At 35.5% G+C, this 26,972-nt stretch carries 22 protein-coding genes and 1 rRNA gene; 12 read left to right on the top strand and 11 right to left on the bottom strand.

Annotated elements, in window-relative coordinates; all coding sequences use genetic code 11:
* Window positions 1–64: 64 nt before the first annotated feature.
* From DZ858_RS10415 to DZ858_RS10385, 7 genes are all read right to left on the bottom strand, one after another.
* Complete coding sequence (locus DZ858_RS10415) at window positions 65–1,132, bottom strand: AMP-binding protein (RefSeq protein WP_117159606.1); 1,068 nt, start codon at window positions 1,130–1,132, stop codon at window positions 65–67.
* 12 nt (window positions 1,133–1,144) lie between these two features.
* Entirely contained in the window at window positions 1,145–2,119 is a 975-nt protein-coding gene (locus DZ858_RS10410) for a CPBP family intramembrane glutamic endopeptidase (RefSeq protein ID WP_117159605.1), read from the bottom strand.
* A gap of 45 nt (window positions 2,120–2,164) precedes the next feature.
* Window positions 2,165–3,208 carry an o-succinylbenzoate synthase gene (locus DZ858_RS10405; RefSeq protein ID WP_117159604.1) on the bottom strand — a complete coding sequence of 348 codons (1,044 nt, stop codon included), beginning with the start codon at window positions 3,206–3,208 and terminating at the stop codon, window positions 2,165–2,167.
* A gap of 38 nt (window positions 3,209–3,246) precedes the next feature.
* Complete coding sequence (locus DZ858_RS10400) at window positions 3,247–3,597, bottom strand: four helix bundle protein (protein ID WP_117159603.1); 351 nt, start codon at window positions 3,595–3,597, stop codon at window positions 3,247–3,249.
* A 42-nt stretch (window positions 3,598–3,639) separates the two neighbouring features.
* On the bottom strand, window positions 3,640–4,320 hold the full coding sequence (locus DZ858_RS10395) for a metal-dependent hydrolase (protein WP_117159602.1): 681 nt from the start codon (window positions 4,318–4,320) through the stop codon (window positions 3,640–3,642).
* Window positions 4,321–4,388: 68 nt separating this feature from the next.
* On the bottom strand, window positions 4,389–5,291 hold the full coding sequence (gene menA / locus DZ858_RS10390; RefSeq protein WP_117159601.1) for a 1,4-dihydroxy-2-naphthoate octaprenyltransferase: 903 nt from the start codon (window positions 5,289–5,291) through the stop codon (window positions 4,389–4,391).
* A 95-nt stretch (window positions 5,292–5,386) separates the two neighbouring features.
* Window positions 5,387–8,143 carry a choice-of-anchor I family protein gene (locus DZ858_RS10385; RefSeq protein WP_117159600.1) on the bottom strand — a complete coding sequence of 919 codons (2,757 nt, stop codon included), beginning with the start codon at window positions 8,141–8,143 and terminating at the stop codon, window positions 5,387–5,389.
* Between the two features lie 204 nt (window positions 8,144–8,347).
* On the opposite strand from DZ858_RS10385, the gene DZ858_RS10380 reads away from it, so the two are divergent.
* A complete protein-coding gene (locus tag DZ858_RS10380; RefSeq protein ID WP_117159599.1) occupies window positions 8,348–8,719 on the top strand; it encodes a DoxX family protein in 372 nt (123 codons plus the stop codon).
* A gap of 18 nt (window positions 8,720–8,737) precedes the next feature.
* On the opposite strand, the gene holA is transcribed toward DZ858_RS10380, so the two are convergent.
* Window positions 8,738–9,742: a DNA polymerase III subunit delta gene (gene holA / locus DZ858_RS10375; protein WP_117160417.1), complete on the bottom strand. Its 1,005-nt coding sequence runs from the start codon at window positions 9,740–9,742 to the stop codon at window positions 8,738–8,740.
* Window positions 9,743–9,833: 91 nt separating this feature from the next.
* Between holA and DZ858_RS10370 the strand changes: the two genes are divergently transcribed.
* Complete coding sequence (locus DZ858_RS10370; RefSeq protein WP_117159598.1) at window positions 9,834–10,274, top strand: type I restriction enzyme HsdR N-terminal domain-containing protein; 441 nt, start codon at window positions 9,834–9,836, stop codon at window positions 10,272–10,274.
* 10 nt (window positions 10,275–10,284) lie between these two features.
* On the opposite strand, the gene DZ858_RS10365 is transcribed toward DZ858_RS10370, so the two are convergent.
* On the bottom strand, window positions 10,285–10,728 hold the full coding sequence (locus tag DZ858_RS10365; RefSeq protein WP_117159597.1) for a GNAT family N-acetyltransferase: 444 nt from the start codon (window positions 10,726–10,728) through the stop codon (window positions 10,285–10,287).
* A 16-nt stretch (window positions 10,729–10,744) separates the two neighbouring features.
* A complete protein-coding gene (gene recQ / locus DZ858_RS10360; RefSeq protein WP_117159596.1) occupies window positions 10,745–12,937 on the bottom strand; it encodes a DNA helicase RecQ in 2,193 nt (730 codons plus the stop codon).
* Between the two features lie 192 nt (window positions 12,938–13,129).
* On the opposite strand from recQ, the gene DZ858_RS10355 reads away from it, so the two are divergent.
* The 10 genes from DZ858_RS10355 (at window position 13,130) to DZ858_RS10310 (ending at window position 26,708) form a co-directional block, all read left to right on the top strand.
* Complete coding sequence (locus tag DZ858_RS10355; protein WP_117159595.1) at window positions 13,130–14,095, top strand: KpsF/GutQ family sugar-phosphate isomerase; 966 nt, start codon at window positions 13,130–13,132, stop codon at window positions 14,093–14,095.
* The gene (gene tatC, locus DZ858_RS10350) at window positions 14,095–14,934 is read left to right on the top strand and encodes a twin-arginine translocase subunit TatC (RefSeq protein WP_117159594.1); all 840 of its coding nucleotides are present in this window, start codon (window positions 14,095–14,097) and stop codon (window positions 14,932–14,934) included. The genes DZ858_RS10355 and tatC overlap by 1 nt, the downstream gene beginning before the upstream one ends.
* Window positions 14,924–15,277: a carboxymuconolactone decarboxylase family protein gene (locus tag DZ858_RS10345; RefSeq protein WP_117159593.1), complete on the top strand. Its 354-nt coding sequence runs from the start codon at window positions 14,924–14,926 to the stop codon at window positions 15,275–15,277. The genes tatC and DZ858_RS10345 overlap by 11 nt, the downstream gene beginning before the upstream one ends.
* A 154-nt stretch (window positions 15,278–15,431) precedes the next feature.
* On the top strand, window positions 15,432–17,660 hold the full coding sequence (locus tag DZ858_RS10340) for an NADP-dependent isocitrate dehydrogenase (RefSeq protein WP_117159592.1): 2,229 nt from the start codon (window positions 15,432–15,434) through the stop codon (window positions 17,658–17,660).
* Between the two features lie 76 nt (window positions 17,661–17,736).
* Window positions 17,737–20,097, top strand: a complete 2,361-nt coding sequence (locus tag DZ858_RS10335; protein WP_117159591.1) for a TonB-dependent receptor — start codon at window positions 17,737–17,739, stop codon at window positions 20,095–20,097.
* A 3-nt stretch (window positions 20,098–20,100) separates the two neighbouring features.
* Window positions 20,101–20,907 (top strand): DUF4249 domain-containing protein, encoded by an 807-nt coding sequence (locus tag DZ858_RS10330; RefSeq protein ID WP_117159590.1) that lies wholly within the window; start codon window positions 20,101–20,103, stop codon window positions 20,905–20,907.
* Between the two features lie 37 nt (window positions 20,908–20,944).
* Window positions 20,945–21,757, top strand: a complete 813-nt coding sequence (gene murQ / locus DZ858_RS10325) for an N-acetylmuramic acid 6-phosphate etherase (protein WP_117159589.1) — start codon at window positions 20,945–20,947, stop codon at window positions 21,755–21,757.
* The gene (locus tag DZ858_RS10320) at window positions 21,754–21,999 is read left to right on the top strand and encodes a DUF6095 family protein (RefSeq protein ID WP_117159588.1); all 246 of its coding nucleotides are present in this window, start codon (window positions 21,754–21,756) and stop codon (window positions 21,997–21,999) included. The genes murQ and DZ858_RS10320 overlap by 4 nt, the downstream gene beginning before the upstream one ends.
* A 94-nt stretch (window positions 22,000–22,093) precedes the next feature.
* On the top strand, window positions 22,094–26,017 hold the full coding sequence (locus DZ858_RS10315) for a hybrid sensor histidine kinase/response regulator transcription factor (RefSeq protein ID WP_117159587.1): 3,924 nt from the start codon (window positions 22,094–22,096) through the stop codon (window positions 26,015–26,017).
* A 244-nt stretch (window positions 26,018–26,261) separates the two neighbouring features.
* Complete coding sequence (locus tag DZ858_RS10310) at window positions 26,262–26,708, top strand: hypothetical protein (protein WP_117159586.1); 447 nt, start codon at window positions 26,262–26,264, stop codon at window positions 26,706–26,708.
* 185 nt (window positions 26,709–26,893) lie between these two features.
* On the opposite strand, the gene rrf is transcribed toward DZ858_RS10310, so the two are convergent.
* Window positions 26,894–26,972, bottom strand: a 5S ribosomal RNA gene (rrf, locus tag DZ858_RS15415); the annotation flags it as partial.

The following is a 26,972-nucleotide window of genomic DNA, read 5'->3' as shown; positions in this document are numbered from 1 at the left end:
TAAGAAATATCAAAAATGAAACCAAAGTTAAAACTAGATTAGTTTTAAAGCTAAAAAGAAAGAGTTATTTATATTTCTTAAGTAACTCTAAAACGGCTCCACGCTTGATTTTACCGGTTTCAGTATACGGAAATTTAGAAAGACTAATAATTTTTTTAGGTCGTTCGTATTTTGAAAGTATTTTGAACACATCAGAGTAATCGGGAATGGAATTAGATTTTGTTTCAATAATCAAAATAACGCGCTCTCCTAATTCATTATTTTTTTCAGAAGCAATGATAAAAGGTTCCATTATTTTTTCGGAAAGTTTTTCTTCTACTTTTTCAGGAAATATTTTAACGCCACCGCTGTTAATAACATTATCATAGCGTCCTAACCATATAAAGGAAGTTGGCGATTCTAAGTTAATCACGTCATTCGTAATCACTTTTTCTTCGGAAATATCTGGTGCCAAAATAACCAAACAATCCCGCTCGTCTTGTGAAAATTTCGCATTAGGTAAGGCCGAAAATGTTTCGCTACGTGCAGGACCATTAATTCGCCGTACCGCCACGTGTGTAATAGTTTCGGTCATTCCATACGTACCAAAAGCTTCTGTAGAAACAGATTGTAAAGCTTCTTCTAACTCTTTTGAAACAGGTCCGCCACCAATGATTACTTTTTTTACTTTATTTAAATCTTTTAACGAGTAATGCACTTGATATGGTACCATTGCCACAAAATCATAATCATTATCATACTGCGTTAATGCATCTTTTTCTGGAGCCACTACGTGAAGGTTCCAACCCATAACCATCGCACGTACTAGCATCATTTTACCGGCAATATAATTAGCCGGTAGACATAATAATGCCGAAGTGCCTTCACCTAATTTAAAATAGGCAGCCGTAGCTTTAGCACTATTGACCATTGCTTTTTTAGGCAGTTGAATCTTTTTTGGCTTTCCTGTAGAACCTGAGGTTTTTACTTTTACAAAGTCGGTACCATCTAACCAAGCTATTATAAAATCGCCTATATGAATTTCGTATTCATCCCCTTCGTTCTGCAAGCTTTCAGCAAAGGCATATAACTCTTCCTTGCTTTCATATTGAAGCCCGTTAAACGTAAATGCTTTATGAAAAGGGAGTTCCATTATAAACGGTTATTATTTTTCTATTTGTTCTTCTGCCTGGTCTATTTGAGGAACGGGTTGTGCAGGTGGTGTTACTTTTCCGAAGAGCTTTTCACCCCAATTAGTCCATTTATATTTCCAAGCCATAATACCCAAGAAAACAGGGTACATAACCAGTACTGGTACTAAAATATCAAACCCTGCTGTGGGATCGGAAACATCTTTTAAAATAGAATTGGTCTGGAATACCGTCCAATCTGCTGTTACCAACAAAGCAGCGATTAAGTTATTACCAGCATGAAAACCAAGAGCGAGTTCCATCCCTTCATCCATCAACGTCATAATCCCTAAAAAGAAACCGGTACCAATGTAATAAACCATGATAATGTTACCAATTTTATCCACTTCTGGGTTAAAAAAGTGAAGTCCGCCAAAAATTACCGAAGTAACGATTAAAGGCAACCACTTATTTTTTGCCATTACGCCAATACCTTGCATTAAATAGCCACGGAATAGATATTCTTCAAAACTGGTTTGCAACGGAATCATAAGAATAGCTATAACGGCTAAAATTATAAATGGTACCGCTTCAAATTGTAATATATAATCGTCGGGATTACTGTAATAATCAATTCCTGTCAATACAATGGTAGTTATAGCAATCAACAAAAAGCCAAACCAAATACGACCCCAATCCACTTTTTTTCTAGATGTTGTTGCAGCTACTAAGGGTTGTTTGTGAAGGTATTTAACCACCAATACCACAGCTATTAACCCAAAAACAAAACTCAATAGCATTAAAAACAGCGTCAAGTTAGAGTCTAAAACCGTCATTAAAGTAGCTGGATTGTCTAAATCGGTTAAGTCTCCTCCTTCTTCCATTAATTTAAAAGCAGCAATTAAAGCAAAAGGTATTGCCCCTAATTGCGAGACTAAAAAAATTACAATAGCGCCAACCACGTAACGCCACGAATCGTGTAAATAGTTAAAAGCTTGTTTTATGAACATTAAGTTTTCGTTTTATAGTTATAAGTATGGATGTAGGTATACTTTTTATCTTTTTAATAAGGTAAGATCCCACTGCTCGTTAGTATCATATTGTATACTTCCGTTACATACTTTTAGTGGCGATTCTATATTATTAGTGTATAAACTACCTGTTCCTAAACCTTGCGGCAATGTAGCATTTTTTGTGAAAGTATATTGTGAAATAGCATTCAAACCTACGTTGCTTTCCAAAGCTGAAGTGATCCACCAATCTATGTTCAGATTTTCAGCTATATTAATCCACTCGTCACTTCCTGCAAATCCGCCAACAAGGCTTGGTTTTAAAATAATGTATTGTGGTTGTACAGTTTGTAGCAGCTTTTCTTTTTCTTCGGAAGCAAATACGCCTATTAATTCTTCATCTAACGCAATAGGAAGCGGTGATTCTTCACACAACCGTGCCATTTCTTGCCATTGCCCTTGTTTAATGGGCTGCTCGATACTGTGTAATTCTAATTCTGATAAAACTTTCAGCTTTTCCAATGCTTCGGAAGGGGCAAAAGCTCCGTTGGCATCGACCCGTAATTCAATTTCTGAAGCGGAAAATTCTTGTCTGATGCTTTTCAAGAGTTCAATTTCAGTAGCAAAATCAATAGCGCCAATTTTCATTTTTATACATTGAAACCCCTCTTTGAGTTTTGCTGAAATTTGCTCTTTCATAAAACTTTTATCCCCCATCCAGATAAGTCCGTTTATAGGAATGGTTTTGGAGCCTTGAGAGAATTCAGAAGGAAAAATTTGAAAAGGATTTGTTGCCTGAAGTGATTTAAAAGCAGTCTCCACCCCTATTTGAATAGATGGGAATTCGGTTAAATTATTATATAAATAATCTTTTCCTTTTTCAATATTATCACAAACCCACCTCAGCTTTTCTTCATAATCAGGACGGTCGTCAATACTCAAGCTTCGTAGAATTCCACATTCGCCTACACCCCATCTATTCCCTTCTTCAAGAATTAAAAACCAGGTTTCTTTAGTACGCAAAACGCCCCGGGAAGTTCCGCTGGGACGTTTAAAATTTAGAATGTGTTTTTTGTAATGTGCTTTCAAGATAGCTTGTTAGTATATTGGATTATTAGATTGTTGGATTATTTTAAAGTTGATTTGAACTTTGAGGTCATTTTAATAATTGTTTCTAAATCTTCCAATACTAGTTTACATGTTTTTTTATCTATAAATCCTAAATCATTTGATAGTATTATTTGCGTTTCCATTTCATAGCAAGAACCTATCGCAATTTCTAAAAATCTAGCAAAATCTTTGTTTGATTTTCTTGAAGCTCCTTCGGCTATATTGGAAGGAACTGACACACTGGCTCTTCGCAACTGATTCACTAAGCCAAACTTTTCAGACTCTGGAAATAGTATTGTTATTTTATATATGTGTTTACAAAAAGCTCTACTTTTTTTCCAAACCTCTAATTGTTTAAATCTATGCATGTTTATTTATCTAAAAATCGAGCTATCTAAAATACTAAAAACTCATAACTCAATAGATTCGCCAATATCTAACAACATCAAGTCTTTATCGGCATCGTAAAACTTCTTTTTCGCTTCTTCGTGATCGATTTCTATGTAGCCAAAGGTATCATAATGTACGCCCAATACTTTGTCACATTCTATAAAATCACACGCGATAATTGCATCGTCTACGCCCATCGTGAAGTTATCGCCAATGGGTAAAATAGCAAGATCCAATTTGGTTTGCATTGGGATAAGTTTCATGTCCATAGTCAGTGCTGTATCGCCAGCAATGTAAATATTTTTATGTTCGCCTTCAATTACAAATCCACCAGGTTGTCCGCCATAACTTCCATCTGGAAAAGAGCTTGTATGAATAGCATTTACATATTTTACATAACCAAAATCAAATTGCCAACCTCCACCGTGATTCATGGGATGAACGTCAAAGCCTTTTGCTTCATAATGATTAGCAATTTCAAAATTACTAACAATAGTTGCACCTGTATTTTTAGCAATAGCTTCCGCATCGAGAATGTGATCTTGATGTGCGTGTGTTAGTAAAATGTAATCAGCTTTTAAGTTTTTGATATCAACTTTATCTTTTGAAAGGTCATTTCCCGTAATAAAAGGATCTATAATTAAATGTTTTCCGCCAACTTCAATGGCAAGACTGTTTTGACCGTAGAATGTAATTTTCATGAGTGTTGGTTTTTTCTTTAAATATACTAAGCACAGTAAAGAAAACCGTTAAAGTTTTTCAAAAAAAGCTATAAGCTCACTGTAATTAAAAAAAGTATAGAAAATAAGAACGTACTTAAAGCAACTTTCTTCAATTCTGGATCTAACAGTGTTGGCGAGTCGTTTTTATAGACTTTTATAATATTTAGAAACAAAGGTATAAATGCTAGTAACGGAATGAATTCAAATATCGTTTCTGCTTTCAGTAATAGGTAAAGTGACGCAATACTAAAACCCCCTATTATTAACGAAGTATGATAGTGCTTAACCCTTACACCGCCTAAAACTACTGCTAAGGTGTTTTTATTCACTTTAGCATCCGAGAGTCGGTCTCGCATATTATTTAAATTTAAAACTGCCGCACTTAACAATCCTATTACTATTGCCGGAAGTACTATTAAATCTCCTAAACTCTTACTAAATAAAAAATAACACCCCATCACTCCCAATAACCCAAAAAAGAGAAATACAAATAAATCCCCCATTCCTCTATATCCGTAGGCCTTTTTACCAACCGTATAGGTAACAGCAGCTATAATAGCAGCAATACCTAGGTTGAAAAATATAAAAGAAAGCAAAAAGTTTTCATTACCAAAAGCGCTAAAAATCAATATAGTAGCAATTAAAAGTGTTAATGCCCCAGTAACTATCATCCCTATTTTTAAGTCTTTCGCTTTTAAAATCCCGCTTTGCATCGCCCGCATAGGCCCAACTCTATCTGCATTATCGGTACCTTTTACGCCATCGCCATAATCATTCGCGAAATTAGATAGTATTTGAAACCCCAATGTTGTTATAATTGCTAGTATACAAATAGTTAGGTTAAAATTTTCTTCGGAAATAGCCACAGCACTCGCTGTAAGAATTCCTGAAATGGATAATGGAAGCGTTCTAAGTCGGGCTGCAGAAACCCAGGCACGTAATTTTGTCATGCAATCAATGGTTTTAATACTGCAAAAATACAGTTAAATAAAAAAACCACCTCTAAAAATAGAGATGGCTTTTCATTCAAATAGTAAACTTAAAACTACTCAATAATAAGTTTTTGTGAAACTCCTCCTTCGTTTTTCACTATATATGTTCCACTTGATAAGCTTGATATATTAATAGAAGCCACATTAATCGCTTCAACAACTAAACGTCCGCTTATATCAAAAATACTATAACTTCCTGGTTTGCTAACAAATACTTGATTATTAGCTGGGTTGGGGTATAATACAAACGCCGCTCCTGAAGTAACTCCAAACTCCGGTGTTGAAAGTATCACATTATCTAAAGTATACATACTTAGCGTAGCACTTACTTCATTTGAAACAATAAGCATTGCTTTTCCATTGGGGCTTTCTTCAGCAGTTACATAGGCAATTCCTTCTGGACCTAAATCGCCTGCTTCGTCCCCACCTTCTACAGCATCTCTACTGTTTACATATTGTAAGAATACTGGATTAGTAGGATCTGTAATATTATAAACCATAACACCACCTATACGTTCCAATAATATAAAAGCGTAATATTCATCATTAATTTCTTGAACCAATACACCTTCTGGCTCAGGACCTTTGTTATCACTTCGATTTTTCAGGTTGTTATTTTCATTACTTGCATTAAAAATTGCTCCGTAAACAGGATCGGCCGCTGTAATAACTTCAAAATCGTTACCACTATCAAAAACTAGGTTTCCCGTTTCCGCTTCAAAAATACTGAAGGAACGACCTCCAAAAATGTGAATCTCTTCAAACAACCCATCTCCATTAGCGTCTCCAGAACTATTTGTTACAGCTATTTGAGAGAGGTTTGAGTCTAATTCTAAAATGTCAATATTACTAAAAACTGCAGGGTCTAATGTATAATCGCTATCCGCAATTTTTCGCTCTTCTTCAAATGTATCATACTCACGAGCATCACCTTCATTTGCAGTAACAATATAACTTGTTCCGTTCACTTCGTAAAAAGAAATAGCATCAGGCATATACATCCCTTTTACTGGCCAAGAAGCATTGAAGATAAAATCTGTTTCGTCTGAAAGGTCTAATGAATTTTCAGGAAGGCTATGATCTTTTAGTCCGAAAGAAATAACATCTGTAATTTCCATAGCTACAAGATCTACAATTGCGTAAGCGTTGTTTTCCTGAAGGGTTACATATGCTTTTTGAGAATCGTTAGATACTGCAATATATTCAGGCTCCAAATCTTGAGAAACGGAAGCTCCCGGACCAAAAATACGAACACCAGCATCAATTAAGTCTGTTATAGAAGCATCGAAAGCATTAAAATTAAGTGTTGTCACACTTGCTTGTGTAATAGAAGCTAAACCTCCACTTACATCAATTACTGAAATGGTTCCTTCAGGATCGATTGAATAATCATCACTTGGTTGACCTTCGTTTGCTGATAATAATAGGTTTCCATCGGGTGAAAATGTAATCATATCAGGCAAAACACCAACCTCAACAGCAACTGGGTTATTTCCATCAAGGTCTGAAAGTAAGACCAAACCATTATCTGTTACGGGATCTACTGAAACAGCAGCTGCTACGATACCATTTTTAGTAGCCACACTCTGTACACTTACTCCGCCAAAATCTGATACATTTACAGTAGCTAACGGTTGAATATTTTCAGGATCTGAAAAATCTACTACTTCAATTGAAGCTGAATTGGTTACATACAATCGTTGTGTACTAGCATCGTAAGCAGTGATTTCAGCAGTACCATCTGCATCTACCAAATAACTAGCGAGGTAATTAACGTCTAATACAGAAGCATCCGTTTCTGGAACCACGGTATCATTATCTAAAATATATACTGAGTGAACATCATTCCCCGAAACAATTGCATTGATCGCATTTTCTAATTCAATTACAAAAAACACATCGCTGTTATCGTCTGTATTGTCTAGAATAGGAATTGTAATCGTTTGTGGAGCATCACTTCCGGCTGGAAAAGTTACCGTCTCGGAAGCAGTAAAGGTAAAATCGGTTCCTTCAACTGCTGTTCCGCCTCCATTCAATATTACATCTACGGTAGCTTCAACAGCTACAGCTTCTGAAGGGGTTACTGTGATTGTTACTTCTGTTGCGTCTTCAGAAACTGAAGTATATGCTTCATCAAAAGCTACAACAGTTTGTGAAACAGCTAAGCCATCACCTGGGGAAGCAATATTAGGCACATCATTAGCGTCACCACCTTGAGCAATAGTTTCTACAGCACCGTTTGCATTACCAACTACACTAAAAGCGGCTAACTCAACATCGTATGACTGACCGTCGTTAGCATCGGTATCTGGGTATGTAGCATTATCAATTGGAGAAGTGCTCACAGGATCGCCTGCCCATAGTGTTACAGCATCCCCACCAGCACCTAAACCGGCACCGTCTGTATACCCTACTTGAACACTTGTTAAATCTATTACGGGGTTCCAAACATCTGTAAATGTGGTAATATCTGCCGTGTTGTCTGTAATTAAAACAATTACCTTAGCGCCTGGCTGAATTTCACTAATTCCTTGAATGATATCAGCATCGGCTGGTTCAGCAGACTCATCATCGTAATATAAATCTGCACTTACACCACTTTCCCAAGCTACTGTTCCGTTATTTGTGATTTCGAACCAATCTGCTGTTAAATCGGTTCCACTTTGTCCTGAAAAGATTTCTGTGATAGAAAGCTCAAATTGGGCTGCTGGTTTGTCTTCAAATTTAATATTTTCTACGTGATTAGTTTCAGTTTGTGAAAATGCGACAGCACTCATAAATAAAGCTGCCAAAAAAGTAATTTTTTTCATTATTATAGTTGGTTTTAAATTTGAAGCTAAAGTAGTAGTGAGGTGTATTAGCAGTATTAGCTGAAATTTAAATTAATGTGAAGAATTTTAATTAAAATGAAGTAATATTGGAAGTATATTAATTTTAGGTAAAAAAATAGTTAGGTGCATTTTTAATCTGAAAATTTCTATTTTTATACTCAATAACTAATCAAACCCCAACTTATGACTGCTTCCTACCACTTAGGTTTACTTTTTTTACGTTTAACTTTTTCAGGGATGATGCTCACCCATGGTATCCCGAAGTTACTGAACCTTATTCAAGGTGATATTCAGTTTGGCGATCCTATTGGGTTAGGACCTACCGTTTCTTTAATTTTAGCTGTAATTGGCGAGGCTATTTGCCCTTTACTTATCATTCTAGGGTTAAAAACACGAATTGCAGCTATTCCTACTATAATTACTATGGCAGTTGCTGCTTTTATTGTTCATGGAAGTGACCCGCTTGGCACTAAAGAAATGGCTTTGCTTTATTTATTTGGCTTTACAGCAATCGCATTATTAGGTTCGGGACGGTTTTCGTTGGATAGAAGGTAATCGATAAAGTAAAGATGGTTAGTTGAAAATCTTGACTAACATTTCTTTTAATAAATCGCCTTGTTCAATATTGGCAGCGCCTACTCCTTTGCTTTTCATATCAACTTCACGAATACTACTAATAATAGCGCTTACTTTTTTCATAGGATAATTGCGAGCGGCAAGTTGGTAATCTTTAATAAAATAAGGGCTTACTCCTAATGCTCTTGCAGCTTGGTTTTTATCACTTAATGCGTGGTATTTCAGTAATTTTGAAAAAAATGAATACATAAGTGCCACCGTCATAACCATAGGGTTATTTTTTGGGTTTTGCCCAAAGTACTGAACAATGGAATACGCCTTTTTAATATCACGTGCACCGATAGCGTTTTGAAGTTCGAAGTTATTAAAATCCTTACTTATGCCAATGTTACGCTCAATTAGTTGTGGCGTTATTTGCTCACCAGGTTGTATAATAAGTTGCAGTTTCTGCAGTTCGTTGTTTACTTTATTTAAATCATTTCCTAAAAACTCGGTAAGCATCTGCGCTGCTTTAGGCGTAATAGTATACCCTTTGCCTGCTAAAACACGTTTAATCCAATCGGGAACTTGATTTTCATATAGTTTTTTACTTTCAAAAAGAACACCGGTTTTTTTAATTTCCTTGGCAAGTTTTTTACGAGCATCTAGTTTTTTGTATTTATAGCAAATAACCAATACGGTGGTAGGCTGTGGATCTTTAACATAGGCTACCAGATTTTCAATAGTTCGGGAAAGATCCTGTGCCTCCTTTACAATAACCACTTGTCTTTCGGCCATCATGGGGTATCGTTTGGCATTACTTACAATCTCGTCAATGGTAACATCCCGACCGTATAAAACCATTTGGTTAAACCCTTTTTCTTCTTCTGAAAGAATTTTATCCTCAATATAATTTGCGATACCATCAATATAATAAGGTTCTTCGCCCATTAAAAAATAAATGGGTTTTATGTTTCCGCTTTTTATATCGTTTATGATGATTTTGGCTTTATCTAAGGGCATGCTTAAACGTGAGGCTTTTGATTTATAATTTATTTGAAAAAACGCTTCGGGCAAATTTTGAACCTACTAAAGGAAACTGTTACTTTGCTCTATGCATCAGTTAAACTTTCCAAAATATCAGTTTCGTTTCAAAAGTAGCGAAAACAAAACATTGATCTTTGACGAAATTAGGAAAAAATTTATAATCCTCACTCCTGAAGAATGGGTTCGGCAACATGTAATTCAGTTTTTAATTTCAGAAAAAAAGTATCCAAAATCATTAATTAATGTTGAAAAGCAACTTAAGGTCAAGGATACGATAAAAAGATATGATGTAGTAATTTATAATCGAGATGGAAGCATCTTTTTAATTGTAGAATGCAAAGCGCCTTCTATTGCTATAACACAACAAACTTTTGATCAAATTGCACGTTACAACTTGGTAGCCAACGCGACGTATTTAATGGTCACTAATGGTCTAGAACATTATTATTGCCAAATGGATTATGAAAATGAAAAGTATATTTTTTTAAGGGATCTTCCTGTTAAGTAGGAGATTGGAATCAATCTTTATTCTTTAATTTCATTTGATATAAATCAAAACCCTTTGCCCAAAAGTTCTTTTCAATATTTTCTAATGTAAAACCCATTTTTTCATAGAACTGATACACAAGTTGGCTCGTTCTCACTTCGATTAATTCTACCTTTTGATTCCCTTTTAAATGATCAATGCGATGTTGTAGTAACTTCTTACCTATCCCTTTTCCTTGTGAATTAGGATTAATTATATCCCACGAAATTCGGGCAATTTTTTCTGTGGTAAGGTAATTAATTCCGCCAGAGCCAATTATTCTATTATCTTCTACTACTACATAATAGTCTTCTATTTCGTTCTCAAGGTAATGATCAAGATCTTTTTCTTCAGAAGCGTCAAAAAACTCAGGAATGTTCAATTGTAAAAGCTCTAGTACTTTTGGTTTATCCTTACATGAATATGCTCTAATCATTTTTTTTTAATAATCTTTAATTAGCCACATCACTTATAAACTTAATACGGTAGAAGCGTAGTTCTTCTTCGTCATAATCACCATCAAACTCTTCCATGGCTTCATCTATCTTATCATTTTCAGCTTCTAGAAAATATTCATGTATTTCTTCTTGTTGATCTTCATCTAAAATATCTTCGAGCCAATAATCGATATTGAGTTTGGTGCCACTGAAAACTATGGCTTCCATCTCTCTTATAAAATCGTTCATTGCTAATCCTTTACCGTTGGCAATGGTGTCTAAGGGTAGTTTTTTGTCTACGTTTTGAATAATATACAACTTTAAGGCACTGTTGCTTCCTGTAGATTTTACCACAAAATCATCTGGACGTAGAATATCATTTTCTTCAACATATCGTTCAATAAGAGCAATAAAGCTCTTCCCAAATTTTTTGGCTTTGCTTTCTCCTACCCCATGAACATTGGATAATTCGTCCATGGTTATAGGGTATTTTAACGCCATATCTTCTAGCGAAGGGTCTTGAAAAATAACAAATGGCGGCAAATCTTTTTTGTCTGCCACTTTTTTACGTTCATCCTTTAATAGTTTAAAAAGGTTTTTATCGGCTGCTTCTCCTGCTTTTTGATTGGTAATAATGGTATCATCATTAGCCTCTTTAAAACTATGATCTTCGGTCATCATAAAGCTAGAAGGAGATTGCATAAAATCTCTTCCTTTTTCGGTTAACTTAACAACACCATAGGTTTCTATGTCTTTCCGTATATATCTAGCCACTAACAACTGACGTAAAAGAGCCATCCAGTAAGAAGCTTCTTTTTCTTTTCCTGCTCCGAAAAAAGGTTGTGTGTCTGTTCGGTGCGATTTAATCATCGCGTTGGCTTTACCTGCCAGCACATTTACTACTTCTTTTGCTTTATATTGTTGTTTGGTTTTTTCTACAATACTCAATAATAATGATACGTCTTCTTTAGCCTCGTGTTTCTTTTTGGGATAGCGCATATTATCATCCATATTCCCACCTTCACCAGTTTTATTGTCAAACTTTTCACCAAAATAATGAAGAATAAATTTTCTACGGGAAATGGAGGTTTCGGCAAACGCTACAACTTCTTGTAAGAGGGCGTGACCAATTTCCTGTTCGGCAACTGGTTTTCCACTCATAAATTTTTCAAGTTTTTCAATGTCTTTATAACTGTAAAAAGCTAAACAATGTCCTTCTCCTCCATCACGACCTGCCCTACCTGTTTCTTGGTAATAACTTTCAATGCTTTTAGGAATATCGTTATGTATTACAAATCGCACATCGGGTTTATCTATACCCATACCAAAAGCAATAGTAGCCACCACAATATCGGTGTCTTCCTTTAAAAACATATCTTGATGCTTCACTCTCCTCTTAGCATCTAAACCTGCATGGTACGGCACGGCCTTTAAACCGTTTACCTGTAAAGTTTGAGCAAGTTCTTCTACCCGCTTTCGGCTAAGACAATAAATAATCCCGCTCTTGCCTTCATTCTTTTTAACAAAGCGAATAATATCTGCATCTACATTTTTGGTTTTTGGCCGTATTTCGTAATATAAATTAGGTCTGTTAAAAGAAGCTTTAAACGTATTAGCATCTTGAATGCTTAAGTTTTTTAAAATATCTTCTTGCACTTTCGGGGTTGCCGTTGCTGTCAGTCCTATAATAGGAATATTATCCCCTATGCGCTCAATAATTTTTCGTAAATTTCGGTATTCAGGTCTAAAATCGTGGCCCCATTCGCTGATGCAATGTGCTTCATCTATGGCCATAAATGAAATAGTTTGTCCTTGTAAAAATTGGACATATTCATCTTTGGTAAGGGATTCCGGAGCGACGTAAAGCAATTTGGTGACACCGTTTTCAATATCACTTTTCACCTTTCTTACTTCAGTTTTATTTAATGAAGAATTTAATACGTGTGCTATTCCTTCTTCCGAAGAAAGAGAGCGCAATGCATCTACTTGATTTTTCATTAAGGCTATTAAAGGTGAAACCACAATGGCCGTACCTTCTTCGATAAGAGCAGGAAGTTGATAACAAAGGGATTTTCCTCCTCCTGTTGGCATAATAACAAAGGTATTATTACCACCAAGAATACTTTTAACTACTTCTTCTTGAAGTCCTTTAAAAGCACTAAATCCAAAATGTTGTTTGAGTGCTGCGTATAATTCGGTATCGGTCACGCTGCTATATAAATTTTAATTATTAATATAAAAAGGAAGTAAAATTAAATTGCCATAACACAGGAACAATTGTAATTTTGCAACCAACAATGTAAAACGTATCTTTAAACAGAAGTTTAAGCCAGTTAGTGCATTTTGCATTTTCAATATACTAAATTCTGAAACAGTTTCAAACATTCAAAAGATTAAAATTTGAACAAAGAACAACAAATTATTTCTGTAGCAAGAAAAACTATAGAGACTGAAAGTGAAGCTATTGCAAATTTAGCACCTTTAGTTGATGCTGAATTTGCTGCTGCAGTAGACTATATATTTAACTCGCAAGGTAGGGTTATTATTACAGGAATAGGCAAAAGTGCAAATATTGCCACCAAAATAGTTGCCACTTTAAACTCTACTGGAACGCCTGCCATATTCATGCATGCAGCAGATGCTATTCACGGTGATTTAGGTACTATACTAAAAAACGATACTGTTATCTGTATTTCTAAGAGTGGGAATACACCTGAAATAAAAGTCCTCGTTCCGTTAATTAAAGCCAGTGATAACAAACTCATAGCCATAACCTCTAATAAAGATTCGTTTTTAGGTCAAAAAGCAGACTATGTTATGCACGCTTATGTTGAAAAAGAAGCTTGCCCTAACAATCTTGCCCCTACAACAAGTACTACAGCACAATTAGTAATTGGCGATGCTTTGGCAATGGCATTATTAGATTTACGCGGTTTTTCTAGTAAGGATTTTGCAAAATTCCATCCAGGAGGATCTTTAGGAAAAAAATTATACCTGCGGGTAAGCGACCTTACTTCGTTAAATGAAAAACCACAAGTACATCCTGACACCGAACTTAAAGATGTTATTGTTGAAATTTCAGAAAAAATGCTTGGTGTTGCTGCTGTTATTGAAAACGGAACAATTATCGGGATTATTACCGACGGCGATTTGCGTAGAATGTTAAGCAAAATGGACAACCTAAAAGGGATAACTGCAAAAGATATTATGACCAAAAATCCGAAGAAAATTGAAAATGATGCAATGGCTGTTGAGGCTATTAAAACGATGGACGATTTTGGTATTACGCAGTTATTAGCCGAAAAAAATGGAAAATATGCGGGTATTGTCCATATCCACAACCTTACTAAAGAAGGCATTATTTAATGGCAAAACAACTTGAAAACCCAAACTCTGGAAAGGAAATGTCCTTCTTGGACCATCTGGAAGAACTTCGCTGGCATTTAATACGCTCAACTATTGCCGTAGTCATCGTTGCTACGCTAGCCTTTATTGCTAAAGATTTTATTTTTGATGTCTTATTATTTGGCCCGAAAAGCGCAAATTTCCCTACCTATAAATTACTCTGTAAAGCTGCTCAATTCATAGGTATGGACAGTTTCTGTTTTGATGAGTTACCGTTTCGTATTCAGAGTAGAACCATGTCTGGGCAGTTCTCAGCCCATATCTGGACTTCCATTACCGCAGGAATTATCGTAGCTTTCCCCTACATTGTCTTTGAGTTTTGGAAGTTTATTAGTCCAGGGCTTATGCCTAATGAACGAAAAAACAGTAGAGGGTTTATTTTTATAGCTTCCTTTTTGTTTTTTATTGGTGTTTTATTCGGGTACTACGTTATAACGCCACTTTCTATCAACTTTCTAGGAAGTTACCGCGTAAGTGAAGAAGTTTTTAACGATTTCGATTTAAGTAGTTATATTTCGTTGGTGCGGGCCTCTGTATTAGCAAGCGGACTAATTTTCCAACTGCCTATTGTTATTTATTTTTTAACCAAAGTAGGTTTAGTAACCCCCGAAATACTCCGGAAATATAGAAAATTTGCATTAGTAATCGTATTGATTATTTCTGCAGTGATAACGCCGCCAGATATTGCTAGTCAAGTTATAGTTGCAGTTCCTGTGGTTATTTTATACGAAATAAGTATTTACATATCAAAAGCGGTACTCCGCAAACAAGCAAAAGAAGCTAAGAAAAATGGAAAATAATATTGTAGAAGAATTCAATGCTTATCGGTCAAAAATGAACGATGCGATATTAAAAGATAATAATAAGATTATCAAACGTATTTTTAATCTGGATACCAATGCCTTTACCGAAGGAGCACTACCTAAAAAAACCAAAGAGCTAATTGGTTTGGGTAATTCTATGGTATTACGATGTGATGATTGCGTACGGTATCACTTGGAAGCCTGCTATAAGCTTGATGTTTCAAAAGAAGAAGTTGTAGAAGCCTTAAGTGTATCACTTCTTATAGGTGGCACTATTGTAATTCCACACTTACGAAGAGCATATGAGTATTGGGACGCTTTAGAAAACGCATCAAAATAACCAATCCATTTTCAGAAAAACAGCTTAAAAGGTTGGCATCGATATAAATAGTTAACAAAACAATAAGATAGCCAACCTTTTAAAAGCCTTGTCAATTCGCTATATTTGCAATTCTGAAAATGTAAGATTAACCTCCAAAAACCGAACAATCGCAATGACAAAAGCTGCAAAAATTATATACACAAAAACGGACGAAGCTCCTTATTTAGCAACTCATTCCTTACTACCTATTATTGAAGCCTATACCGCTCCTTCAGATATTAAAATTGAAATGCGCGATATATCGCTAGCTGGCAGAATTTTAGCTCAGTTTTCCGACTATTTAGAGGAAGACCAACGCGTAAACGATGCATTGGCAGAATTGGGCGAACTTGCTAAACAACCAGAAGCTAATATTATAAAGCTTCCTAATATCAGTGCTTCCGTTCCACAGTTAAACGCAGCTATTTCCGAATTACAATCTAAGGGTTACAACTTACCCAATTATCCAGATGAAGCAAAAACTGAAGAGGAAAAAAAGATAAAATCTCTCTACAATAAAGTAAAAGGTAGTGCTGTAAATCCAGTGCTACGGGAAGGAAACAGTGACCGTAGAGCACCAAAAGCAGTTAAAAATTACGCTAAGAAAAACCCACACCGAATGGGTAAATGGAGCAGCGACTCTAAAAGCCATGTGGCTACTATGAGCAAAGGCGATTTTTTCCATAATGAAAAGTCGGTTACTATCAATACTGAAGGTAGTGTAAACATTGTGCATACCGACACTAATGGCAAAGAAACCGTTTTAAAATCTTCTATTCCTGTTTTAAAAGGCGAAGTTGTTGACGGTACATTTATGAGTAGAAAAGCGTTGTTGTCCTTCTTAGAAGAACAAGTAAAAGACGCTAAAGAAAAAGATGTCTTGTTTTCATTACATATGAAAGCAACGATGATGAAGGTTAGCGACCCTATTATTTTTGGACACGCAGTACGCGTTTATTTTGCAGAATTGTTTGACACATATGGTGATACCTTTAAAGAATTAGGCATTGACGTTAAAAATGGTTTTGGAGATTTACTTAGTGAAATTGGAAATCTTCCTGAAACAAAACGCAATGAAATTTTAATGCACATTGACCGTATTATGGATGAAAATCCAGATATGGCTATGGTAGACAGCGATAAAGGCATTACCAACTTACACGTACCGAGTGATGTTATTATCGATGCCTCTATGCCAGCGATGATTCGTACTTCGGGACAAATGTGGGATAAAAATGGAGACACTAAAGATACTAAAGCGATTATTCCAGATAGCAGTTATGCACCTTTATACCAAGCGACCATCGATTTCTGTAAAAAACACGGCGCATTCGATCCTACCACAATGGGAACAGTAAACAATGTTGGGTTAATGGCTCAAAAAGCTGAAGAATATGGTTCGCACGATAAAACGTTTGAAATTTCTTCGGAAGGAAAAGTAAGCATCGTAGATACAAACGGAAACACTCTAATGGAACATACCGTTTCTGAAGGTGATATTTGGAGAATGTGTCAAGTAAAAGATTTACCTGTTCAAGATTGGGTAAAATTAGCTGTAAGCAGAGCTCGTGCAACTGGATGGCCTGCAATTTTTTGGTTAGATGAAGATAGAGCTCACGATGCCGAATTAATTAAGAAAGTAAACAAATACCTCCTAGAGCATAACACTGAAGGTTTAGATATAAAAATTCTTTCCACTGAAAAAGCAACCGAATATACGTTAAAGCGTGTTAAAGCAGGTGAAAATACTATTTCGGTAACCGGAAATGTTTTACGTGATTATCTAACCGATCTTTTCCCTATTTTAGAATTGGGAACTAGTGCAAAAATGCTTTCTATTGTTCCATTAATGAATGGCGGAGGATTATTTGAAACCGGTGCTGGTGGTTCTGCACCAAAGCACATTCAGCAGTTTATAGAAGAAGGACACCTTCGTTGGGATTCATTAGGTGAATTTTTAGCCTTAGCTGTTTCATTAGATCATTTAGGCGATACATACAACAATGAAAAAGCAAAAGTATTAGCCGAAGCTTTAGATGAAGCTACTGAAATGTACTTAGACAATAAGAAGTCGCCTTCTAGAAAGGTGAACGAATTAGATAATCGTGGCAGTCACTTTTATCTAGCGATGTATTGGGCAAAACAATTGGCAAATCAAGATAAGGACGACGTACTTAAAAATCGCTTTACTCCTATTGCCAAAAAACTCTCTGAAAACGAAGAAAAGATAGTGAGTGAGTTAAACGCTGCTCAAGGCAGCCCAGTTGATATAAATGGCTATTACAAACCAAATGGAGATAGAGTTTTTGAAGAAATGCGCGCCAGCAAAACGCTAAACAGCATTCTTTCGGAAATTAAATAATCCGTTTTAAAAAAAGAGTCTTCAAAATATTTTGAAGACTCTTTTTTTTTCATCAATCATAAACGCATCATTAAACTTGAAAAAATTATTTTTATTCTACTTTTTTCTTGCTAGCATTTCTTCGTTTGCTCAAGAAAAGTTCACTCTCAGCGGGACAGTTTCTGCAATAGAAAGTGGCGAAACGCTTATTGGAGTAAATATTCTTATTCCTTCTCAACAAACAGGAACCACAACTAATGAATATGGATATTATTCAATAACATTACCAGAAGGAGAATATGAAATCTTTTACAGTAGCCTTGGCTTTGCCACTCAGCAAAAGACGATATCGCTTTCAGAAAATATTCAAAACAATATTTATCTAGAAAACAACACTGAATCATTAGATGAAGTTTTGATAAAATCGGATGTCGAAGCGCTCAATATTAGAAAGCCAGAAATGAGTATTAATAGGCTTTCTGCTAATACCATCAAAAAAATTCCGGTGGTTTTAGGTGAGAAAGATGTTATTAAATCTATCAAATTACTTCCCGGCGTTACGGGAGCTGGCGAAGGTTCCAGTGGCTTTAACGTTCGCGGTGGGGCGGCCGATCAAAATCTTATTTTGTTAGACGAAGCGACACTTTACAACAGTGATCACTTATTCGGTTTCTTTTCAGTTTTCAATCCAGATGCGATTAAAGACTTAACGCTGTATAAAGGTGGAATTCCGGCACGGTATGGCGGACGTGTTTCTTCCGTATTAGATATTTATCAAAAAGATGGAAGTAAACGTAAATTTGGTGCGACTGGAGGAATTGGATTAGTAGCGAGCCGCTTGTTGTTAGAGGGCCCGATTAAAAAAGACACCGCCTCCTTTTTAGTGGGTGGCCGTAGTAGCTATGCACATCTTTTTCTACCCTTGTTTGATAATGATAACGTGGCGTATTTCTACGATTTAAACACAAAAATCAGCTATAACCTGAATGAAAACAACAAACTTTTCCTCTCAGGATATTTTGGGAGAGATGTTTTTGATATAGCCGATAGCTTCTCAAATAGCTTCGGAAATACGACTTTAAATTTACGGTGGAATCATCTTTTTTCTGAAAAGTTATTCTCTAACCTCTGCTTAATCTATTCAGACTATTATTACGGGCTAGAGTTAAGCTTTGTAGAGTTTGATTTTGACAGCGGTATTCGAAATTTCAATCTAAAATACGATTTCACACATTTTCTTTCAAATAACGTCGAATTACGTTATGGATTAAATAGTATCTATTATAAATTCAATCCCGGAGATATAAAACCTACTACCGAAAGTTCAGGAATTAACCCTTTTAAATTAACAGATAAATACGCTTTTGAAAATGCTCTCTACGCAGAAGCCGAAATCGAATTAACCGATAAACTTGCCATACAAGCCGGTTTGCGACTTTCAACCTTTAATAGATTGGGCCAAGATGAATTAAATGTTTATGCAAACGATAATCCCGTTGCCTACGATGAGAATTTAGATATCTATCAAAAAGCAACGCCTATTGATACAGTTTCCTTCAGTAGAAGTAAAACCATTGAAAGCTTTGCCAATTTAGAACCGCGCTTTTCCGTTGCGTATCAGTTAAACGAAACATCTTCTGTAAAAGCTAGTTATAACAGGACGGCACAATATATTCATTTAATAAGTAACACCACCGCTCCTACTCCTTTTGATATTTATGCTCCAAGCGGAAAATACATTGAGCCGCAATTGGCCGATCAAGTTGCTGTAGGTTATTTTAAGAAGTTCAACAACTATTCATTTGAAATTGAAAGCTTTTACAAAACCGTTGACAATCGGTTAGATTATGTAGACGGGGCCGATTTGATTGCCAATAATGCCGTAGAACAAATTTTGTTGAACGGAGAAGCCAGAGCGTATGGATTAGAGGTTTTATTTAGAAAAAACGAAGGAAAATTACAAGGTTGGATTGCTTATACGTTATCAAAAAGTGAACAACGTACACCCGGAAGAACACCTGCAGAAATTGGCATTAACAACGGCCAATGGTACAATTCGCCTTGGGATAAAACGCACGATATTTCCATTACCGCACAATACGAGCTATCTAATAAATGGTCTTTTGGGGCTAATTTTATCTTTCAAACAGGGCAACCTACTACATTTCCTAACGGACAGTACGAATTTAATAATTTAACAATACCTGTTTATGAAGCTAGAAATAGCAGTCGTTTAAGTAGTTTCCATCATTTAGATCTCTCGGCAACATGGACACCGAAGCCTAATTCACAAAAAAGATGGAAAGGCGAATGGGTTTTTAGTATTTATAATGTGTACAATAGAATGAATGCCGCTTCTATTTCGTTTAGTGAAAATACTGATATTGGACGCAACGAAGCAGTGCGATTGTCAATTTTTGGTATTATTCCCGCTGTAACATATAATTTTAAATTTTAGGTGATGAAGAAATTTTTAATAAGTATTATTTGCTTCGGAATATTCGCTTCGTGTGAAGAAGTGGTCGATATAGATTTAAACGAAGGAAAACCGAAGCTAGTTATTGATGCTGAAATTACCAAAAACATCCAGAATGATTCTTCAGTTGCACGTGTTAAATTAAGTACGACCATTCCTTTTTTCGACAATGAAATTAATACTGTAAATAATGCAACGGTAACCATCACAGCTGAAAATGGAACTATTTATACTATTGAAAACACATCGGATGGGTTATATGAGTATCAAGATTTTAATCCGCAATCGAATACTGATTACACACTTGAAGTAGTTTATAATGATGAAGTCTATTCCGCTACTGAACAATTGCAAACGGTTGTTCCATTAGAATTTGTAGAACAACGAAACGATGGCGGTTTTGACGGAGAAAGCATTGAACTAAAAGCCTTCTTTACCGATCCTGCTAACACAGAAAATTATTACTTTTTTGAAGGTCTCTCTCAAAGAGGAGACGTGTATGATGTTTTTGATGATGAGTTTTTTGATGGGAATTCCATTTTCGGTTTCTATGTAGTTGACGATTTAGAAACTGGAGACGAAGTAGCTTTTTACTTACATGGGGCAAATGAGCAATTTTATAATTTTATGTTTATTCTACTGCAACAAGGAAGTGATAGTAGCGGCGGTCCATTTGAGACCCAACCGGCTACCGTTCGTGGTAATCTTGTAAATGAAACAAACCCTGATAATTTTCCGTTAGGTTATTTTCGCATTTCTGAAACATCTATTTTAAATTATACAGTGCAATAAAAAACATTAGTTCTCTTAAGTATTGTAAATTTGCAGTATGGCTTTCAAAAAAACAACCGAAGCAGATTCTCATTACGATCATCTAGAAAAGATGAGTGTTTCTGAACTGCTACATAACATTAATAAAGAAGATAAAACCGTCCCCCTAGCTGTTGAGAAAGCACTTCCTGAGATCACCCTTCTTTCTGAAATAGTTTCAGAAAAATTAAAAAATGGAGGTCGCTTATTTTATATTGGTGCTGGTACTAGTGGCCGATTAGGAATAGTAGACGCTAGTGAATGCCCACCTACTTTTGGTGTGCCCCACGGAATGGTAATCGGCCTGATTGCCGGTGGTGATAAAGCCATTCGGGATGCAGTGGAGTTTGCCGAAGATTCCGAAAACCAAGGTTGGGACGATCTTAAAAGTTACGATATTTCAGAAAAAGATATCGTTATCGGTATTGCTGCTTCAGGGACTACCCCTTATGTAATTGGAGCTTTAAAAAAATGTAATGAAACTAATATTGCCACTGGTTGCATTACCTGTAATGAAGGAAGTCCGTTGGCTACTACAGCCCAATTTCCTGTTGTGGTGACCGTCGGCCCTGAGTTTGTAACAGGAAGTTCGAGAATGAAAGCTGGAACGGCTCAAAAATTAGTACTCAACATGATTTCCACCGCTGCGATGGTTCAATTAGGCCGTGTAAAGGGCAATAAAATGGTCGATATGCAATTGAGCAATAATAAATTAGTTGATCGCGGCACTAGAATGATTATGAGCGAATTGAATATTTCTTCAGAAGAAGCATTAAAACTACTACAACAACACGGAAATGTACGTAAGGCAGTAAACAATTACAAAAATTGAAAGACACCAACCAAAAATATACCAACAAACAGTTTCTTGTTAAAGGCCTAAAACGATTGGCCATTGCGTTACCATTATTGGTCTTAACTACCTATCTTTTTACGTTTGCGTTTTTAAATAAAGAGACAATCCCATTATACTATCTTTTACCCCTCGCTATTCTTGGCATGGCCGCTACCATCTACCTTCTTTTTAACGGAATAAAGTGGATGCTTAAGGCTCTTTTCGGTGAAAATAAATAATAGAGAGAATTTTCTTCAGTTGCTAAACAAAACTGAAAAGCTTCAATTTCGTATGTTATAAAAATACTTTTATACCTTTATATATCAGTTAGGTATGAAAAGTAATCTCACATATACATATATTCTTAGTCTTATATTGACTCTATTTTGTGTAAAAGAAACTTTATCGCAACAAAATGAAGTGGTCCAAAAGCAAGTTTCTTTTCGTGAATTGACAGTAAAACAAGGCTTATCACAAAACAGTGTAGTGAGTATTGCTCAAGATAGCACCGGATTTATGTGGTTTGCTACGCAGGATGGGCTTAATAAGTACAACGGTAAAAAGTTTACGCATTACGACAGACAGTTTGAAGATATTACAAGACCTAATTTTAGTAAACTGGGTAAAATTTATGTGGACAAAGAAGGAGAACTATGGATTATCTCCAATACAGGGATTTTGGAAGTTTATCTAGAAGAAGAAGACTCGTTTAAAGTTGCTTCAGGCATTAAAAGTGCAAGTGTATTTTTTCAGGATGATAAAAAAGAATATTATTTAGGTACCTACGGAAATGGTTTGTATAAAATTAATCCAGCTACAAAAGACACGATACAACTTCTTAAAAAGGAGCATCTTTCACTTAACAGCTATGATATTATAGAATGGCAAGGAACCATCCTTGTTTCTACTTCAAAAGGGCTGTTGCAAATTAAAGATGATAACTATGGTTTTCTTGAAAGGGAATTATTTCAGAATACAGCTCTCAGTGCCTTGTCAATAGATGATAAAACTACATTATTTACTGGAAGCTATGGGAAAGGCCTATTTATCAAAAAAATAAAGGAAAAAACATTTTCACACTTCTCTGGGTTTGAGAATTATTCCTTCCCCATAGACTTAAACATTCAAGATTTATTATTAGATAATCAACAACGTCTTTGGGTAGCAACCTACGGATATGGCGCCTATTTAATTGACTTTAAAAAGAAATATATTCAACATTTTATAGCAAACAAAACCGACCCTTACGCACTTCATTACAATGATGTGCTATGCCTCTATAAAGATTTTACTCAAACCGTTTGGCTGGGTACAGACGGAGCAGGCTTAAGTTTTTATGATGAAAATTTGGTCAAGTTCAATGTACTCACTAACAACCAAACTCCTCCTAATATTCACGTGGATGTAATTCGTTCGATTGTTGTGGATAACAACACAATATGGATGGGTACATCAGGAAAAGGTTTGACCAAAGCATCTTTATCCGGTAAAAAATTTAAAACCTTTACACAAGAGAACTCAAATTTAGCCGGCGATAGGGTTATGAGTCTTTATATGAACGACGGTAATGTTTTAATTGGTCATCAAAATAATGGTTTACAAACCTTACATGAAGATGATACAATTACAACCTGTAAAGGCACTGAAAATCTTACCATTTGGAAAATACTGAAACGCGATAAAGCCACCTTTTGGCTTTGCACCCGCAATCAAGGCCTTGTTGTTTATGATAAAACGGAAGGAGTTGTAAAAAAATATGATGTAACCAATTCAAGTTTACAGACCAACAATATTCGTACTGTAGCTCAAGGTGACAACAACACACTCTGGATTGGTACAGAAAACGATGGATTGTACAGGTTGAATATTTCAAAAGACTCCATTTCTAAAATTAATTCGGTCCCAGATAACATTAAATGTTTGTACTATTCCAAAAACTTGCTTTGGGTGGGCACCAATGGAAACGGTCTGAAATTGTATAACATAGCCGAAAAAAACGTCCAAACGTATACCAAAAAAGATGGGCTCCCTAATAATGTTATCTATGGTATTTTGCCAGATGGTCAAAACAATCTTTGGCTGAGCACCAACCAAGGATTAACAAAAATAAATACCGATGCAAATTACCGACCCACGATTGAAAACTACAGTAATTATGATGGGTTGCAGGCTTTAGAATATAATACAGGAGCCTATTACAGAGATGAAAAAGGCACACTTTATTTTGGCGGATTGGAAGGCATTAATTGGTTTCAACCCAGCCAGTTGACCTTTAATCCCAAAAAACCAAAAACTGTTATTACTGGTTTAGAGGTTTTTAATGAGGAAAGAAAAATGATTCCTAACCAAAAACTACCTTATAATAAAAACACCTTAACCTTTAACTTTTCTTCGTTGCATTATTCACAACCCGAACGCAATCAATATAAATACAGACTTATTAATAATGATGAAGATTGGATTGCATCTGGCAACAACAATACTGCGCATTACACCAATCTACCACCAGAAGATTATACTTTTCAAGTAATATCAAGTAATTACGATGGAGTCTGGAATAACAACCCGGCCTCCTATTCCTTTACTATTTTAAAGCCTTGGTATGCTACAAACCTTGCCAAGGTGATATATTTTCTTTTAGCCTTATTGCTTATGTACGCTCTGTATGCTTATTTAAAATGGCGTTGGCATGTACAGGCTCAATTACGGTTGGAGCATGAAGAAACCAAACGGCTTAAAAAATTGGACGAGTTTAAAACAAAACTATACACCAATATTTCGCACGAAATACGAACACCATTAACCTTGATTTCTGGTCCAGTGGAAAACCAATTGAAGAAACAAAAATTGAGACCAGAGGACAAAAAAGATCTTGATTTAATACAACAAAATTCCAACCGGTTGATGCGCTTGGTAAACCAAATGTTGGATTTATCGTTGATCGATTCAGGCGAAGTAAAATTAACCGTTAAAAAAGCAGACCTTTCAGTTCTTTTACATCAAATAACAGCAGCATTTCAATATACAGCAAATAGTAAAGAAAAAAGTATAGAAATTAATATTCAAGAAATAAAAGAAGCTTGGTTTGATGCTGATATAATAGAAAAAACGGTTTCAAACCTTTTGTCTAATGCCATAAAGTATGCTCCTGCTAATACGAATATTCAGTTTAATGCTTTTGAAAAGGGAGGGAATGTATGGCTTTCAGTTAGTAACGTGAAAAGTGATTCTAAAAAAACCGATTTAAAACAACTGTTTGAACGTTTTCATCAAAATGACTCATCTTCAGAAGGGATGGGAGTTGGACTTGCACTTGTAAAAGAGTTAGTTGCTCTACATAGAGGCACTATATCGGTTGCTGAAAATGATGTTAATGAGATAACTTTTAGCGTCACCTTACCCATAACCAAAAATGCTTTTACGGAAAGTGAAATCTACAAAAAAGATAAAAGCAGTATCGAAACCGAAGCAACTCAGATTAAAACACTTAAAAAAGACACTCCTACTTATTCTGTATTGGTCGTTGAAGATAACCTTGAAATTCAAGATTATATTGCTTCCAACCTAAGTAAAGTTTATAAAGTTTTTACTGCGGAAAACGGAGAAAAAGGAATTAACAAAGCCAAAAAAAAACTACCTGATTTGATTATCAGCGATATAATGATGCCCTTAACCAACGGAATAGAGCTGTGTCACACCCTGAAAAATGACAAACTGACCAGTCATATTCCCATCATCTTATTAACCGCAAAAGTCGGTGAAGAAAATGAAATTGAAGGTTTTAAAACGGGAGCCGATGCCTACATAACTAAGCCCTTCAGTATTGAAAAATTAAAAATAAGAGTTGAAAAACTGATTGAAAGCAGGCAAAAACTGAAAGAACATTTCGGCAAAACATTCGAGCTAAACCCAGAGCTCGCCATTACTTCTACCGAAACAGACTTTTTAAACCGCATGCAGGTGGTCTTGGACGAGCACATTACAGACCCTGAACTTACCAGCGAAAAATTTTCAAAACTCATGCATATGAGTCGTACCCAACTGCATCGAAAACTGACCTCCATTGTCGGTATGAGCACAACAGCATTTATCCGTTCACAACGGTTGAAACTAGCTTGCCGTATGTTAAAAGAATCGGATAATAGTTCTTCGGAAATTGCCTATCAAACCGGTTTTAATTCTCCATCCTATTTTACTCGGTGCTTTAAAGAAGTATATGGGTGCACACCAACTGATTATATTTCAAAAAACTCATAACTAAATTAATCCCTCGTTCTTGGAACATTTGTAGTAGCCTTTGGCACATATCTACAACCTCAAAGTACACTAATACATTAATTTTATAACACGTTTTAAAATACTTGAATATTGAAAGTAATAAAATTGATGTAAGGTGAATTGCATCGGGTATGTATTTGCTGAAATTTTCATAAGAAAGTAACTAGTAATTAAAAAAATTAAAGAAGCTACTAATAAACGAACCTATTTAAATTTGAAGAGTATGAAAGCACTATTAATCCTTTTTGTATTGGTTTATGGGAGCACTTCTTGCCAACAGAAACAAGAAGCAATTACCAAAATTAAATTACAATACAGCTCAGCGATGTGCAAGGGATATTGTGACTACACGTTTATTATAAATAAAAATTTCAAGAAAGTTATCCAAACACCAGGAAAAGCGATTCCTAGTCCCGAGCTAAAGATAAAAAAAGATACCATCAAGCTTACAAAAACCGATTGGCAACAGATAAACCAGTCATTTATATTAGATTCTATAAGGGTTTTACCTAAAATAAATGGCTGTCCGGGCTGTGATGATGGATCTATAGGTTCGTTACAGATAATTTCTGAAAAAGATACCATTTCAATAAAATTTGAAGGTCCCGACCCACCAAATAGCATTGTACCGCTCATTGGTTTGATTACAAAAGGAACATTTACAAATTAATTTATGGATTATTCCGTTGTAGATATGACTAAAGAATCTATAATGCACATGAAGAAACGATATTTATTGGGGTACGAAAATGCTAGTTACTACGTTTCACTTTGAATTATAAAACTAATTAGCTATGATTGTTTAAATTTTATGCATAAAAAAACCCCCTCATCGGTATGATGAGGGGGTTTATAAGAAGGCGGCGACCTACTCTCCCACGGTGTAGTACCATCGGCGCAAACGGGCTTAACTACTCTGTTCGGAATGGTAAGA

It is taken from the genome of Marixanthomonas ophiurae (assembly GCF_003413745.1).
Taxonomy (GTDB): Bacteria; Bacteroidota; Bacteroidia; order Flavobacteriales; family Flavobacteriaceae; genus Marixanthomonas; species Marixanthomonas ophiurae.
This window is presented reverse-complemented; position numbering and strand designations above follow the sequence as displayed.